General features: G+C 71.4%; 13 protein-coding genes. 3 read left to right on the forward strand and 10 right to left on the reverse strand.

Annotated elements, in window-relative coordinates; genetic code table 11:
- Positions 1-15: 15 nt before the first annotated feature.
- The 7 genes from EOV43_RS14680 to EOV43_RS14710 form a co-directional block, all read right to left on the reverse strand.
- Positions 16-1,233, reverse strand: coding sequence for an ABC transporter permease (locus tag EOV43_RS14680; protein ID WP_206611345.1), 1,218 nt, complete (start codon positions 1,231-1,233; stop codon positions 16-18).
- Positions 1,221-1,916: an ABC transporter ATP-binding protein gene (locus tag EOV43_RS14685; protein WP_206611346.1), complete on the reverse strand. Its 696-nt coding sequence runs from the start codon at positions 1,914-1,916 to the stop codon at positions 1,221-1,223. Before EOV43_RS14685 ends, EOV43_RS14680 begins: the two co-directional genes overlap by 13 nt.
- On the reverse strand, positions 1,913-3,187 hold the full coding sequence (locus tag EOV43_RS14690; protein ID WP_128221948.1) for a peptidoglycan-binding protein: 1,275 nt from the start codon (positions 3,185-3,187) through the stop codon (positions 1,913-1,915). Before EOV43_RS14690 ends, EOV43_RS14685 begins: the two co-directional genes overlap by 4 nt.
- Positions 3,180-4,067, reverse strand: a complete 888-nt coding sequence (locus EOV43_RS14695; protein ID WP_128221949.1) for a hypothetical protein — start codon at positions 4,065-4,067, stop codon at positions 3,180-3,182. Before EOV43_RS14695 ends, EOV43_RS14690 begins: the two co-directional genes overlap by 8 nt.
- Before the next feature lie 23 nt (positions 4,068-4,090).
- A complete protein-coding gene (locus EOV43_RS14700) occupies positions 4,091-5,101 on the reverse strand; it encodes a hypothetical protein (protein WP_128221950.1) in 1,011 nt (336 codons plus the stop codon).
- A complete protein-coding gene (locus tag EOV43_RS14705) occupies positions 5,094-5,702 on the reverse strand; it encodes an RNA polymerase sigma factor (RefSeq protein WP_164878736.1) in 609 nt (202 codons plus the stop codon). Before EOV43_RS14705 ends, EOV43_RS14700 begins: the two co-directional genes overlap by 8 nt.
- 179 nt (positions 5,703-5,881) lie before the next feature.
- A complete protein-coding gene (locus EOV43_RS14710) occupies positions 5,882-8,248 on the reverse strand; it encodes an SCO7613 C-terminal domain-containing membrane protein (protein WP_128221952.1) in 2,367 nt (788 codons plus the stop codon).
- Positions 8,249-8,428: 180 nt separating this feature from the next.
- Here EOV43_RS14710 and EOV43_RS14715 point away from each other — a divergent pair, with 180 nt between their 5' ends.
- The 3 genes from EOV43_RS14715 (at position 8,429) to EOV43_RS14725 (ending at position 10,868) form a co-directional block, all read left to right on the forward strand.
- Positions 8,429-9,793 (forward strand): MBL fold metallo-hydrolase, encoded by a 1,365-nt coding sequence (locus EOV43_RS14715; protein ID WP_128221953.1) that lies wholly within the window; start codon positions 8,429-8,431, stop codon positions 9,791-9,793.
- Complete coding sequence (locus tag EOV43_RS14720; protein ID WP_128221954.1) at positions 9,790-10,602, forward strand: sulfite exporter TauE/SafE family protein; 813 nt, start codon at positions 9,790-9,792, stop codon at positions 10,600-10,602. The genes EOV43_RS14715 and EOV43_RS14720 overlap by 4 nt, the downstream gene beginning before the upstream one ends.
- A 65-nt stretch (positions 10,603-10,667) precedes the next feature.
- Positions 10,668-10,868, forward strand: a complete 201-nt coding sequence (locus EOV43_RS14725) for a hypothetical protein (RefSeq protein WP_128221955.1) — start codon at positions 10,668-10,670, stop codon at positions 10,866-10,868.
- 110 nt (positions 10,869-10,978) lie between these two features.
- Here the strand turns inward: EOV43_RS14725 and EOV43_RS14730 are convergent, their stop codons facing one another.
- The 3 genes from EOV43_RS14730 to EOV43_RS14740 all read right to left on the reverse strand — a co-directional run bounded on the left by EOV43_RS14730 (position 10,979) and on the right by EOV43_RS14740 (position 14,052).
- Complete coding sequence (locus EOV43_RS14730; protein ID WP_128221956.1) at positions 10,979-11,209, reverse strand: biotin/lipoyl-binding carrier protein; 231 nt, start codon at positions 11,207-11,209, stop codon at positions 10,979-10,981.
- Positions 11,210-11,349: 140 nt separating this feature from the next.
- Positions 11,350-13,203 (reverse strand): hypothetical protein, encoded by a 1,854-nt coding sequence (locus tag EOV43_RS14735; RefSeq protein ID WP_128221957.1) that lies wholly within the window; start codon positions 13,201-13,203, stop codon positions 11,350-11,352.
- Between the two features lie 9 nt (positions 13,204-13,212).
- Positions 13,213-14,052 (reverse strand): carbon-nitrogen hydrolase family protein, encoded by an 840-nt coding sequence (locus EOV43_RS14740; protein WP_128221958.1) that lies wholly within the window; start codon positions 14,050-14,052, stop codon positions 13,213-13,215.
- Between the last annotated feature and the right edge of the window lie 138 nt (positions 14,053-14,190).

Raw genomic sequence — 14,190 nt, forward strand, 5'->3', positions numbered from 1 at the left:
CGGCGGCGGTCCTCGTCAGTCGCGCCGGAAGGCCTCCACCGGCTCGATCCGTGCGGCGCGCAACGCCGGGTAGACGCCCGCCAGGAGCCCGGCGAGAGCACCGAGCACCGGAGCGCCCATCACGATCCAGGGCGACAACAGCGCCGTCCAGTCCCTGGCCAACGCCACCGTCAGGGTCACCAGCGTCCCGAGCATCGTCCCCAGCAACCCACCGAACGTCCCCAGCAGGATGCTCTCCAGCAGGAACTGGGTCCCCACCTGAGCCGGAGACGCCCCCAGCGCCCGACGCAGTCCGATCTCCGGGATGCGTTCCAGCACCGCCACCAGCGTGGTGTTGGCGATCCCCACCGCACCGATGAAGAGACAGATCCCGGCCAGCGCAACGAACAGTGCGTCGAGATCTCCCGAGACCGTCTCCCGCAGCTTCCGCGGATCCAGCGGAGCCGTCGCCCGGAGGGCGGTCGGGTGGTCGGGACGCAACGCCACCGGGACCTGCTCCGCGACCTGGGCAGCCGCCCCCAGACTCGTCTCCACCAGCATGCGGTCCGTCCCTGCGGGCTCACCCCAGCGGGCAGTCACCCGGTCGGCCGGGACGATGACGGAGAGCAACGAGTCGGTCAGCCGCTCCGCGTCGTCGACGATCCCGATCACGGTGAACGGGACGTCGTCGACGAAGACGGCCGGAGCGGTCTCCAACGGCCCCAGCGCCAACTGGCGGTGGATGCTGCGCCCCACGACCGCGACGTCGTGCTCAGCCAGGGCCTCGTCGAAGACCCTGCCCTCCACCTGCGGGCGCACGACGTCCCACAGGCCGGGCGACGCAGCCGTCACCGAGATGGCACCGCTCTGCGCCGGCACCCCGCTGCCCGGCGCTCGCGCACCGACACGGACGCTCGCGCCGAGGTCCCAGAGCCGGCCTGCGCCGACCACACCGTTGATCCGGGCGACCTGCTCCTCCGTACCCGAGGGGAACTCCGACGACACCCGCCCCGAGACCGGGTCAGCGACACCGTTCGACTCGACGCTGACCTCGGTCGCCGACAAGGCGTCGAACCGCTTCGAGATCTGGCCGTCCGCAGACCCGGTGATGCCCAGGACCGCCACGAACGAACCGACGCCCAGCAGCGTCCCGAGCGTCGTCAAGGCTGACCGGCCCGGTCTCTGGAGGATGCCCGCGAGCCCCTCGGCCAGCAGCATCCGCAGCGGGATCCCCCCACCCTTCACGAGGCCCACGACGCCGCCTCGGGCTCCTCGAGAAGACCGTCGCGGATCACCACACGGCGTGTGCCCTCGGCAGCAACCGCGGGGTCGTGGGTGATCAGCACGATCGTCGTGCCGCGAGAGTTCAGCTCCCGGAACAGCCCCAGCACCGCACCGGTCGTCGTCGAGTCGAGGTTGCCGGTCGGTTCGTCGCACAGCAGGATGCTCGGTCTGGTGACCAGTGCCCGCGCCACCGCAACCCGCTGACGCTCACCGCCCGACATGTGCGACGGCAACGCCTGGCGACGGTGCCCCAGACCGACGTCCACGAGCGCCTGCTCGGCACGCTCCTGCTGTTCCGCCCGCGGCACCCCCTGGTACGCCAGCGGCAGCATCACGTTCTCCACCGCACTGCGGTGGCGCAACAACTGGAACGACTGGAACACGAAACCGATCCGGGTGCCCCGCACCCGCGTGCGCTGCCGCTCCGACAACGCCGCGACGTCCTCCCCGTCGAGCAGGTAGACCCCTTCCGACGGACGGTCGAGGAGCCCCAGCACGTTGAGCAACGTGCTCTTGCCCGAGCCCGAAGGCCCCACGACGGTGACGAAGTCGCCCGCCCGGACCTGCAGCGAACAGGGACGCAGCGCCCGCACCGGAGGGTGCCCCGGGTAGGTGCGCCCCAGCGCGACGAGTTCCACCACCGCAGGCGTCACGAGACACGTCCTTCGCCCACGACCACTCGCTGGCCCGCCGCGAGGTCGCCGGCGACCTCGACGAAGCCACCGCCCACCACGCCCGCGCGAACCTTCACCCGACGCTGTGATCCGTCCTGGGACAACACCGACACCGACGTCTCACCGTTGGCGCTGGTGGTCAGCGCACTCAACGGCACCGCCAGCGCGGCCGCAGCACCGGCGCTCTTCACCACCGAGACCTGGAACTCCGTGCCGGCCAGCCCGAAGGCGAGCCGGTCGTCGGGCTCGATCCGTACCGGCACCGACAGGCCCCCGGAAGCGTCACGCACCGCGGCACCCACCCGGACGACGGTGCCTGCGACGTTCTTGCCCGTGCCGGGGTCCGTCAGGTCGGCGCGCTGTCCGACCTCGACGAGAGCCGCGTCCGCCGGGTTGAGCTGGGCGACGACCACCGGAGCGGTGTCGCTCAACGTGAGCGCACTGCCACTGAGCGTCGATCCCACCTTGACCCGCACCGCAGAGACCCGGCTCGGCAGGCGCGGCACGAAGACCACCTCAGCCATCGGGACGGTGACGGCGGCAGCCATCTGCTCACGCAGCACGACCGCCGGGTCGCGCACGACCTCGGCAGACGCATCGCCCTCCTCGCCGTCACCGTCCCGAGCCGGCGTCCGACCTGCGTCAGCAACAGGTGCGTCACCGGCCGCCGCAGCGACCTCCAGCGAGCCGACCGGCGTGTGACCGGCCGCTGCGTACCAGCGCGTCACCGCAGCCTGGGTCGAAGGACCGAACACTCCCACAGCGTCCGTGTTGCGGTGTCCCAGCGCCGCCAGCGCCTGCTGGAGCTGACGGACGTCACGTCCCTGGTCGCCCCTGCGGATCTCGCGGAACATCGGGACCTTTCCCTCGAGCACGAACACCGGACGCCCCGACACCTCGAGCAGCATCTGTCCGCTGCGCACCCGGTCACCGGAACCCACCTCGAGCTCGGTCACCACCGCGCGCGCCGCACCTGCAGGCGCTTCCGGAGCGACAGCCGTGCGCCGCGGAACCTTCACGGTGCCGCGCGCCACGATCTCGTCGCTCACCTCCTGCCGCACGACCTCGGCGCTCAGCACCGAGCGCGGCGGCGGCGCCGCGTCCGCAGCCTCCTGGGCGGGCGAACGCACCAGACGCATCGCGCCCAGGCTGACGGCCGTGCTGAGAACGGTCAACGAGACCAGCAGCACCAACGCGCGTCGGCGGGAGCGGGGAGCCTGCTCGTCAAGGCCCTCGAGCGCGTCAGCCACGCCCCGCACCGCCCGTCGCACCGAGTGCCTCGGAGACGGAACGGACCCGGGTCTCGTGCCACTCCTTGGCAGCCGAGAAGCCTTCGGGGTTGCGCTCGACGGCCTCACGCTGGAGCGCCGTCTCCACGGCCATCCAGACACCGACCAGGTTGGTGCGCTCTCGGCACTCGACGTCGTCGACGGCCGTGCGCACCTCGTCGCCACTCACCTCGGTCGGCCAGTCCGCGTTGTTCGGCTCCCACGGCGACGAGTACTCGTAGCCCTTCTCCTCCATGCAGTCCGACCACTCCTGCCAGGTCGTCTGCACCCGCTCGTCCTGCTCGGCCTCGGCGTAGATCCCGGCCCCGAGGTCCTGGACCAACGACGGCTCGTCGCCACCCAACTGCGCGTTGACCTCGGCGTAGCAACCGCCCACGGGGACAGCACTCAGGTCCGCACCGGTCACGCCCGTGACGTCACCGGTGAGAACCGCCTGCTGCAGCGGGGTCGGGTCCCAGCCGTTGCGCGGAGCCGTCTCGGCGGAGGAGAGCTCGGGCCGGTAGCCGTGCGTCTGGGCGCGGCGGCCGTCGATGATGCCGTAGCGGCGAGCGTTGAGTTCCTCCAACGCCGGGTTCTGGCCCACCGGGACCTGAACGGGCACGCCGTACTTCTCACCGCACTGCGAGAGCAGCATGCTGATCGCCTGGAGGTTGAGCCGGTCCTGCTCGGTGCTCAGCGAGTAGGCGTCGAACGGCAGCACGATCTGCTCCTTCGACGTGACAGCCGGGGCGTCGTTGACGTCCAGCGGAGTTCCGTCGTCCGCGGCGTTCCCGCTGCAACCGGCGGCAAGGGCCAGCAGAGCCGCGACGGCGGCAAGGCGGACTGCTCGAGAGGTGCGCATGGTGTTCCTCTGCTTCCGGTTCGTCACTGCGGAACCTGGTCGGTGAACTCGTCGACGTACTCGACGACTCGGACGGGCGAGGCCTGCCCCGGGTACTCGTCCGGGGAGACGAGACCGAGGAGACGGTGTGTGCTGGGGTCGAAGACCAAGGTGTCGCTGCCCGGGAACGCGATACCGACACCGTTCACGCCACTGGGCAGGGTGATCGACGGCTCGAGGCTCGACCCCTCCAGCAGGCAGAGGGCGCGCAGCAGGGACACCTTGAGGTCGTCCGGGGCTCCGGGAGCGATGAGGATGTCAGCGGCGTCGGTGAAGGCCTGCGAGTCGGCAGGATTCGCGCCGCGCGGGTGCTCACGCAGATGGTCGATCAGGGCACGGGGATCACGCGGGTGGTCGTCGTAGTGGTCAGGCGCGGAGACGCTCCAGCCGTCGGCGAACTGCCCACCCGGGGCACGCCTGGTCTCCTCCTTCGGCGCATCTGCGACGGACCGTGCCGCCTCGCTCTGGAACGAACGCGGCGTGGTGGTCACCCGCACCACCCAGTCGCCCGCACCCGACGTGGGGATCCAGGTTTCCACGACCCGTTCCTCCTGCCACAGGAGCGGAGCACCCCGGCCGTCCCGGATCAGTTCGCGATCCTGGTCGTAGGCGCCACTCCAGGTGACGGCGACACTGCGGACGCGGCGGTGGGCACCCGTCCCGACCGGCTCCGACACGTTCTGGGCGGCGGCGTTGAGCACCTGGACCACAGCAGCGTCGGCGTGCGGCGTCGCGAAACGAGGAGCTGCGGCACCGAGGAGCCCGACGATCACCGCGGCCGCGGCCGCGAGCGCAACCACTCGGTGAGCACGACGGGGGCGCATCTCGGTGATCGGTTCGGACACCACCAGGACGGGCTGGGCCGGAGGCTGCTGGGCGGCCTGCAGGGACAGGTACTGGTCCAGGGTGCGTCGGGCCCGCGCCAGCGACAGGTCGTCCTTGGCCTGCTCGCTCGGGGGACGCTGCTCCTCGAACCACTCCAGTGCGTCACGCATTCCAGGTCCCTTCGGTCAGGTCCGACAGCGAGGTCGCGACGGCGGCACGGGCGCGACTGAGCCGCGACTTGACCGTGCCCACGGGGATGCCGAGTGCCTCGGCGATCTCGGGGTTCTTCAGGCCTTCCCAGGCGCTCAGCATCAGCACGTCCCGTTCGGCCGGACGCAGCCGAGCCAGGGACTCCCCGATCACGGCACGCGTGTGGGGAGAGTCGACGCGGGCGAGCACCGCGTCGATCTCGTAGTGCCCCTCGAGGGAGACTTCGCGGCGTCCGCTGAGCCGCGCCGTCAACGACGTGCGGCGGGCCTCGGTGCGCCAGTGTCCCCGCGCCAGGTTGGTTGCGATGCCCAACAGCCACGGGAGCGCGCTGGAGGCGTCGGCACGGAACCCGTCACGGCGTTCGAAGGCGGTCACGAAGGTCTGCGCCAACAGGTCGTCGGCCACCACGTCGGGGACTCGGGTACGCAGGTAGGACTGCACCTTGGTCGCGTGGCGTTCGAACAGCTCCCCGAAGACGGACGGGTCGTCGAGCGAGAGACGGATCAGTTCTCCGTCGTCGCTGCCGCCGACGTGCTGATCACGTCCGTCGGGTCGTTCCACTGTTGTCCTCACATCAGGTATTGCCCCCGGAACGACTCCGGTTCCCGATGACGACAACTTTTCTGTTCAGCATGTCCGAGGGCGTCCCCGTCAGTGTGCAACCGGACGCACCCTGCGCACCGAGGAACCCGTCACCTGAGCCGGTGACGGGTTCCTCGACCAGACCCCTGCCTGCAGGGTCACCAGAGGCTGGAGACCCAGTGGCTCCCGGCCCGACCTGCCTTCACTGCGCTCTCCCAGCACACACCCACCGTGAGCAGCACTGCTCCGGCGACGGTCAGGTTGATCCAGCCCGGCACGTAGGAGACCCACATGCCGCCCCAGGTCCACCCGACCACGCCGAGCGCGACGGCGCCGAGGACCACCGGCGCCATCCAGCGGTAGGCGCATCCGGCGAGCAGCAGGATCACTGCGCCCAGCGTGACCAGCAGGGTGCGGGCGTCGTCGTCCCCGACCAGTGAGATCAGCAGGCTCGGGTAGAGGCCGACCATGATCGGAACTCCGACGACGGCCCAGCTGGACCGGGCGCCGCCCGTCAGCTTGCGGACGATCCCGACGGCGAGCCACCCCAGCATCGGGACCACGAAGTAGGCCTCGACGAGGTCGACGTCGGCCTCGGCGAGTTCGAGGACGACGGCCCCGGCAACCAGTGCGACCGCGATGTCGGCGGAGAAGAGACGACGCGGGGCGCAGGCGTGCAGGACCAGGCCAGCGGCGAGCACCGCCGCGACCACCTGCAGCTCCCCCTGCCCGGTCATTCCGGCGGCGACGAGGGCGACCAGACCGTAGACCGCAGCAGCCCCGAGGTGCAGTGCCTCGACGTCACCGCCGGAAGTGGCGGCACCCCGGCGCTCCGCCAGCGCGGTCAGCGTCGCGGCGACGAGGGCGGCAACAGCGAGGGCCGTCGTCGGGAGGAGTGCGTCCTCGAGCGACTGCTGCCGCATCGAGGTGGCCAGTCCGACACCTGCGAGCACCCAGCTCGCAGCCACCCAACCGGTCGCGTTCACCGAGCGCAGAGCCCGGACCACAGCCGTGACGAGGAGACCGGCGACGGGCACGGCGGGCGCCCACCAGGCCATCTCGCCGGCGTACTCCTCGCCGTCGAGCAGGGCCGGCATGGAGGTCGCACCCGAACCGTCGAGGACCAGCAGGAGCAGCCAGAGCCCGGCAGAGGCGAAGCCCAGCAGGTGCGCGGCGAGTTCGAGGTGACGGGCCGAGGCCCGCGCCGGGGCGACGAGACCGGGGGCGATCACCAGGACCACGAGCGCGACGGCGACGACGACGGCCACCCCGAGCAGCCAACCCCGCGGGGCAGCCCAGATCGGGACTCCGACGACGGCCGCGAGGGCGATCCCTGCGAGCCACCACCAGGTCGGGTCGAGGGCGACACCACGACGACGCAGCACCGCGCATCCGACCAGCACTGCTGCGGGGAGGGGAACGAGCACCAGCGTGGCGAGCCAGCGCGAGTCGTCACCACTCGGGCCGTAGGCCACGACCAGCGCGAGGAACCAGTGGGTCGCGACCGACAGGCCGCCGAGGATCAGGGCGAGCCAAGCCGGGGCACCGAGGCGGGGCTTCGCAGCACCGTCCGCGGACCCACGGAACCGCTCGTAGGCCTGAGCGGCGAGGGCGACCAGGCCACCCCAGAGTCCGACGACGAGGGCGACGGCGCTGACCTGCAGCAGGCGGGCCTCGTCGCCCAGGGAGTAGAGCGACCAGGCCGATCCGGCGGCGAGCAGCGCCGCGACCGGGCGGTAGACGACGGCACGCCTGGTCGGGACGATCAGGTCGAAGCCGGTGATCAGCAGCGCCGAGCCCAACGCGGCGGCGCCGAAGTAGAGCGCACCGTCGACGTCGTCGAGCCCCCACAGGCCGAGGTTGCGAGCCGCGACGACGTCGAGGACGAGGAGTCCCAGAGCGAGGCAGGCGGCGGTCTCGGCGGCGGCACCGAGGCCGCGGCGGGTGGCGGCGCGAGCGCTCCCGGCGGCGGACAGGGTGAGGACGGCCATCACGATCGCCTGACCGGTGAGGCCGATCAGGTCCCAGATGACGGCGAGGAAGAACGCGCTGCCCGAGAGCAGCAGGAATCCGCCCAGGGCGAGCAGCAACTGCTGGCCGCCCCACGTCGACGACGCCTGCGCACCCACAGTGGTCGGGTACGGGGTAGCCGGATAGCGGGTCGGCGGGAGCGGCGGCACCACGGTCGACGCACGGGGAGCAGCCGGAGCAGCAGGGGCGGCAGAGGCAGCAGGGCGGTCGTCGAGGACCGTCCCGGACTCCTGCATCAGTGCATGCCGGGTCCGTCCGGCCTCGGCGGCGACGCGCTCGCGTTCGGCGGCCAGCCGGTCGAGGTTTCCTTCGAGCCACCACAGGCGTCCGGCCAGGGCGCCGGTGAAGCGAGTGTGGCAGCGGGGACAGATCGAGGTGCCCGCCGCGACCCGTGCCCAGCATCCGGGGCAGGTGAACGGGGCGTGCGCGGTGCCGTAGACGAGCCCGTCGGGCGCCCGGACGTCGTCACCGGAGGAGGTCGCAGAGGTGGTCATGTTCCGAATGTTCACCCGCGCAGCGCATGGTGGGCATGGGTGCACGTACTCATTTCGGGTCGGCAGTCGTCCTCAGCCGGAGGTCGACGACCGGTTCCGGAACGACGAAATGGAACCCCCTGGGGGGTTAGTGCTACGTTGAACGCAACCCCCCTGGGGGTTATGAGAGGAGAGTCCGGAATGACCCCGAGCACCGTGATCACCGTCGAGACGCCCAGCCTCGGCGACCGCAGCTACCTCGTCCACGACGGTGAGGTCGCGTTCGTCGTCGACCCTCAACGCGACATCGACCGGATGCTCGCCGCAGCCGCCGATGCCGGCGTCCGGATCACCCACGTCTTCGAGACCCACGTCCACAACGACTACGTCACCGGTGGCCACGCCCTCGCGCACGCCGTCGACGCGACGTACTCCCTCAACGCCGACGACGACGTCACCTTCGACCACCACGGTGTCCACGACGGCGACGTCATCACCGTCGGGACGATGGACGTCACCGTCCTCGCGACGCCGGGCCACACCTTCACCCACCTCGCCTACGCCGTCTCCCCCGCCGGCGCCGGCCTCGAGGCCGCCACCGCCGTGCTCACCGGCGGCTCCCTGCTCTTCGGTGCCACCGGGCGCCCCGACCTGCTCGGCCCCGAGCACACCGACACGCTCGTGCGCAGCCAGCACGCCTCGGTGCACCGCCTCGCCGACCTGCTCCCCGACGCCGCGACCGTGCACCCCACCCACGGCTTCGGTTCGTTCTGCTCCGCGACCCAGTCCGACGCGACGTCGTCGACCATCGGCGACGAACGCCTCCGCAACCCGGCCCTCACCCAGGACGAGGACGACTGGGTGGAGGCGATCCTCGCCGGACTCAACGCCTGGCCCGCCTACTACGCCCACATGGCGCCCGCGAACTCCTCCGGCCCGGCCGCCCCCGACCTGACACTGCCCGAACGCGCCGACGCCGAAGAGCTGCGTCGTCGTCTCGCCGACGGCGAATGGGTGGTCGACCTGCGCAACCGCACCGCGTTCGCCGCCGAGCACGCGCCGGGCACGTTCAACTTCGGCATCGAAGGCCCGTTCGCGACCTACCTGGGCTGGATCATCACGTGGGGCACCCCGCTGACGCTGCTGGGTGAGAGCGTCGAGCAGGTCGCCCAGGCGCAGCGTGAACTGGTCCGGATCGGCATCGACCGACCCGCCGCACACGCCACCGGCACGCCCGCCGAATTCACCACCGACGGCGTCACCGGCTCCTACCCGACCGCCACCTTCGCCGACCTCGCCGACGTCCTGCACCACCGCGACGTCGTCGTCGTCGACGTCCGCAACCGCAACGAGTTCGCCGAGGCCCACATCGACGGCGCCGTCAACGTCCCGCTGCCCGAACTGGTCCAGCGCGCCGGAGAGATTCCGGCCGGACAGGCCTGGGTGCACTGCGCCGCCGGATACCGTGCCGCCGCGGCCGCCTCGATCCTGGCCGCTGCCGGCCTCGACGTCGTGGCCGTCGACGACTCCTTCGACTCCGCACGCGAGGTGGGACTGGTCCGATGACCACGGTGCTGGCAGCCGTGCTCTTCGGAGCACTCATCGGCCTGAGCCTGGGAATGCTCGGAGCCGGTGGATCGATCCTGGCCATCCCGGTGCTGACGCACGTCCTGGGGCAGTCCGGGACCGAGGCGGCCACCGGCGCCCTCGTCGTCGTCGGGGTCTCGTCGTTGATGGGCGTGCTCACCTCGCTGCGCCACCGCACCGTGATGGTGGCGCGCGGCCTCACCTTCGGCGCCGTCGCCCTGGGCGGCACCACGATCGGCGCGCTCGCCTCCGAACACGTCTCCGAGGACGTGCTGATGCTCTGCTTCGGCGTCGTGATGCTGCTGGTCGGCATCTCGATGGCCGTGCGGGCCCGACGCCCCGGCGCCGGTGCGGGCGAGTCCGGCTTCGACACCCCCGTGATCGGCTTCCGGCCCACCTTTCACCTGGAGTGGCCGCGCGCCCTGCAGATCGTGCTGACCGCGACGCTCGTCGGGTTCCTGACCGGATTCCTCGGCGTCGGCGGCGGGTTCCTGGTGGTGCCCGCGCTGGTGATGGCGCTCGGCCTGCCGATGCGCAACGCCGCCGCGACCTCGATGCTCGTCATCGTCGTCACCTCCAGCGCGGCGCTGATGATCCGCTCCGGCACCGGCGTCCACCCCGACTGGGACGTCGTCGCCGCGCTCACCGGCGCCACCGCCGTCGCGACCGTCGTCGGCACCCGCCTCTCAGGACGCGTCAACCGCGCCCTGCTGCACCGGGCGTTCACCGTCCTGGTGCTGACGATCGCCGTGTTCGTGCTCGGCGAGTCCGTCCTGGCCCACCTCTGACCCCGAACCGTCCGCTCCCGGCAGCAGCCGGGACCCTCCCCCACCCACACCCAAGGAGCCCCCTCATGTGCCGACCCACCGCCTGCAAGAAGTGCGGCAAGACCACCTGGGCCGGATGCGGCATGCACGTCGACGACGTGAAGAGCGCCGTCCCGGCCGAGATGTGGTGCGACGGTCACGACGACGCCGCGCCCGCTGACGTGAAGCCCGCCGGCAAGCTCACTCCCGGCAAGGGCCTGCTGGGCTGGATGCGCAAGAACTCCTGACCCGTCCCCCACTCGGGGAACGCACCGAGCCGCCCGTCCCCACGCCGGGGCAGGCGGCTCGTGATGCTTCCGGAGAACTCTGTTCTCGACGGAGCCGGTCCTCGAGGGCGTCAGCCCTCGACGACGACGAGGACGTCACCCTCCTGGACGACGTCGCCGGCCTGCGCGACCACCTCGGTGACCACGCCTGCCTGCTCGGCGAGGACGGGGATCTCCATCTTCATCGACTCGAGCAGCGCGACGGTCTCACCGACCTCGATCCGGTCACCCACCGCGACCGGGATCTCCAAAATGTTGGCGACCATCTCGGCCGCGATCTTCGTCGTCTTCACTCGTGCCATGCCAGCGACGCTAAGCGTTACCGGTAGGTACCGGTAACCAGTGCCAACACCCGTCGGTAACCAGCATCTGCAGTGCTCCCCGACGACGAAGGCCTCCCCCGGCGCGGTGCCGGGAGAGGCCTTCGAGGTGGCGCAGGGACTCAGAGCGAGGCGAAACGACGCGGCTCGGGGCGCATCGCCGTCTCCTCCTCCAGCTCCCGGGCCCGCGAACCGCGGGTGCCGGTGAGGCGCTGGTCGAGACGGATCACCACGAAGCCGAGCAGGCAACCCAGGGCGACCGAGTAGAACGTCTGCAGACCGGCCTCGACGTACGAGGTCTCCAGGTTCACCAGGCGACCCGCCACCGGGACCATCGCGGCCACACCGAACGTGCAGACCCACCAGCCCTGACGACGACGTGCACGCATGTGGACGCCGTAGAGCAGCGCCGGGATGCCGAGCAGGACCGTCGTGGTGCGTGGGGCGGCACCGAAGGTGTCGCGGACCCACTCGCTCAGGCCACCGGTGGGCAGCGGACCGCCGTCGGTGTAGGTGCGCAGCAGTTCGGAGTAGACCTGACCGGCACCGAGCAGGACCGTGCCGACCACGACGATCACGAGACCACGCGTGCCGAGGCCGTGCAGGCCCGCGGCGAAGCGCCACACCAGCGTCACCATCGCGGCCATGCCGATGCAGAGGGTGACGATCTCGAAGCTCGCGGTGCTCGCGACCGGCTCGAACCCGATCGATGCGAATGCACCGATCGAGGCCACCGCGGTGGCGATCGCGACCTCACGCACCGCGATCAGCACCGTCTTCGCCGGGACCGTCAGCAGGACCGCCAGGACACCGGCGACCACCGTCATCATCACCGACGCACCACTGCGCAGCACGTCACCTCCGACGACGAGCGCAGCCACCGCGATCACCAGGCCCAGCACCGAGAAGACCACCTGACGCCCACCCGTGCGAGCCGCAGCGGCCCAGCAGTAGGTCGCCATCACCAACACCGCGCCGAGGCCGTCGAACCAGCCCGGTCCGACGTGCAGCGCAGCGAGCGCGAGCAACAGGACTCCGACCGCGAGGGCACCGCTGAGTGCCTTCAAACGGGCCGAGGCACCCTCGGGGCCCGTGATCCGGAGACGCTCCAGGAGACTCGCTCCCTCGGCGTCGCCAGAGGGACGCAGCGCCGTGAGCCGAGCGAGGAACGTCGGGCGGTCAGCCTCGTCGGTGGAGGCGTTCTCCGCAGCGGCCTTGTCACCAGCGGCCACCGCGGCAGCAGCCACCGCGGCTGCCTCGGGGGTGAACGCCGTGAACTCGCCACGACGCTCGGCTTCGGGCAGGTCCGACTCGGAGACGACCGGGTGCTGTTCGGTGGAGACCGGCAGCGGCTCGGGCATGACCAGCTTCTTCGCCACCGGCTTGCGGGGCGTGCGCGCGGGACGGGTCGGGCCTGCCGACGCGGGACCGGAGCCCTGGGAAGCCTCGATCGAGGCGGTGTCCTCACCGTTCTCGGCTGCGCCGACCTTCCCCTCGGCCTGCGCGGGCACGACCGGTGCCGGGACGGCGACCGCACCCTCGACCGGCTGCCGCACGAAGCGCTGGCGGTCGTCGGGCACGACCACCTGGACGGCCGGGATCTCGTCGGTGTGGTCGAAGGACCTGATCGCCACCCGTTCCTGGGTTCCGGTGGCCGATGAGACCGGAGCGACCGCCTTGATCCGACGTCCGCCGGGCTCGTCGCCGAGCAGCGGGGCGTCGATCGCGGCGAAGGTGCCGGTGATGGGCTCCGCGGCACGCTTGCCACCTGTGGGACGCACGCGACGACCGGCCGGGGCGTCGCCCAAGAGCGGGGCGTCGATCGCCGGGAACGTGCCCGTGGTGGGTTCAGCGGCGCGCTTGCCGCTCACCCGACGCGGGACGTAGTCGGACGCGGCAGGTGGAGGGCCCGGAGTCGGGTCGGGGCCGTCAGGCTCGGGAGGCAGGGCGGTGTGGTGACCGGGCGTCTGTGACACCCGACGAGGTTACCGTCGTCGATTCGCCAGCGAAGGGTTGACGCTGCGGGCGGACGTCACGTCCGTGGTCTGCAGCACGGCGTGCAGCAGCGTCGGCTCCTCGGCCTTGCCTGCGTCGGCCTCGACGAGGACGTCACCGAGTGGGGAGACCACCAGCGAATGACCGCTGTAGCGCTGGGCCGGCTGCCCGACCGCGACGACGTAGGCGGTGTTCTCGATCGCGCGGGCCTTGGTGAGGGTGCGCCAGTGGTCGACCTTGCGGTCCCCTGCCACCCACGCGGCCGGCACGATGATCGCGTCGGCGCCGTCGTCGACCAGGGCGCGGGCCAGTTCGGGGAAGCGGAGGTCGTAGCAGGTCATCAGGCCCAGCCGCAGACCACCGACGGTGACGGTGACCGGCTTCCACTCCCCTGCGGCGAGGCGGTCGGACTCCTTGTAGCCGAAGGAGTCGTAGAGGTGGATCTTGTCGTACTCGACGCCGGTGCCGTCGGGTCGACGCAGCACGAGGGTGTTGAGCGGTCGTCCGCCCTCGACGGCCCGGAACATCCCGGCCACGACGCTGACGCCGTGCTCGACCGCGGCCGCGGTCAGGGCGCCGACGAACTCGCCGTCGAGCGGTTCTGCGAACGCGGCGAGGTCGGTGTCGGGCTTGCCGAAGTCGCGCTGGAACACCTCCGGGAGGACCACGAGCACCTCCCCCACGAGCGGGTTGCGTTCCCGGGCCTCGGCGGCGGCCCGGTCGACGAGGTCGCGCAGCGCCGCTGCGTTCGCCGAGGGGTCGAGGGACGAAGCAGCCTGGACCAGGACGACGTGCAGCCGTCCGGCGTCGGCGGTGGAGTGCTCAGCCATGTGTCCACCCTGCCACGAACTCACCCCCACCCCCTGCGGACGTCATCACATCTGGTCGCTGGAGCGACCAGATGTGATGACGTCCGGGGCCCGGGAGACGACGGCGGAGGCAGCCGGGGCACCACGACTAGGCTCGCC

It is taken from the genome of Nocardioides yefusunii, assembly GCF_004014875.1.
Classification (GTDB): Bacteria; Actinomycetota; Actinomycetes; order Propionibacteriales; family Nocardioidaceae; genus Nocardioides; species Nocardioides yefusunii.

Bases quoted from the DNA above. Each gene is read 5' to 3' on its own strand.
- EOV43_RS14740 (WP_128221958.1), bottom strand. From the start codon at position 14,052: ATGGCTGAGCACTCCACCGCCGACGCCGGACGGCTGCACGTCGTCCTG.
- EOV43_RS14720 (WP_128221954.1), top strand. From the start codon at position 9,790: ATGACCACGGTGCTGGCAGCCGTGCTCTTCGGAGCACTCATCGGCCTG.
- EOV43_RS14725 (WP_128221955.1), top strand. From the start codon at position 10,668: ATGTGCCGACCCACCGCCTGCAAGAAGTGCGGCAAGACCACCTGGGCC.
- EOV43_RS14700 (WP_128221950.1), bottom strand. From the start codon at position 5,101: ATGCGTGACGCACTGGAGTGGTTCGAGGAGCAGCGTCCCCCGAGCGAG.
- EOV43_RS14695 (WP_128221949.1), bottom strand. From the start codon at position 4,067: ATGCGCACCTCTCGAGCAGTCCGCCTTGCCGCCGTCGCGGCTCTGCTG.
- EOV43_RS14715 (WP_128221953.1), top strand. From the start codon at position 8,429: ATGACCCCGAGCACCGTGATCACCGTCGAGACGCCCAGCCTCGGCGAC.
- EOV43_RS14710 (WP_128221952.1), bottom strand. From the start codon at position 8,248: ATGACCACCTCTGCGACCTCCTCCGGTGACGACGTCCGGGCGCCCGAC.
- EOV43_RS14730 (WP_128221956.1), bottom strand. From the start codon at position 11,209: ATGGCACGAGTGAAGACGACGAAGATCGCGGCCGAGATGGTCGCCAAC.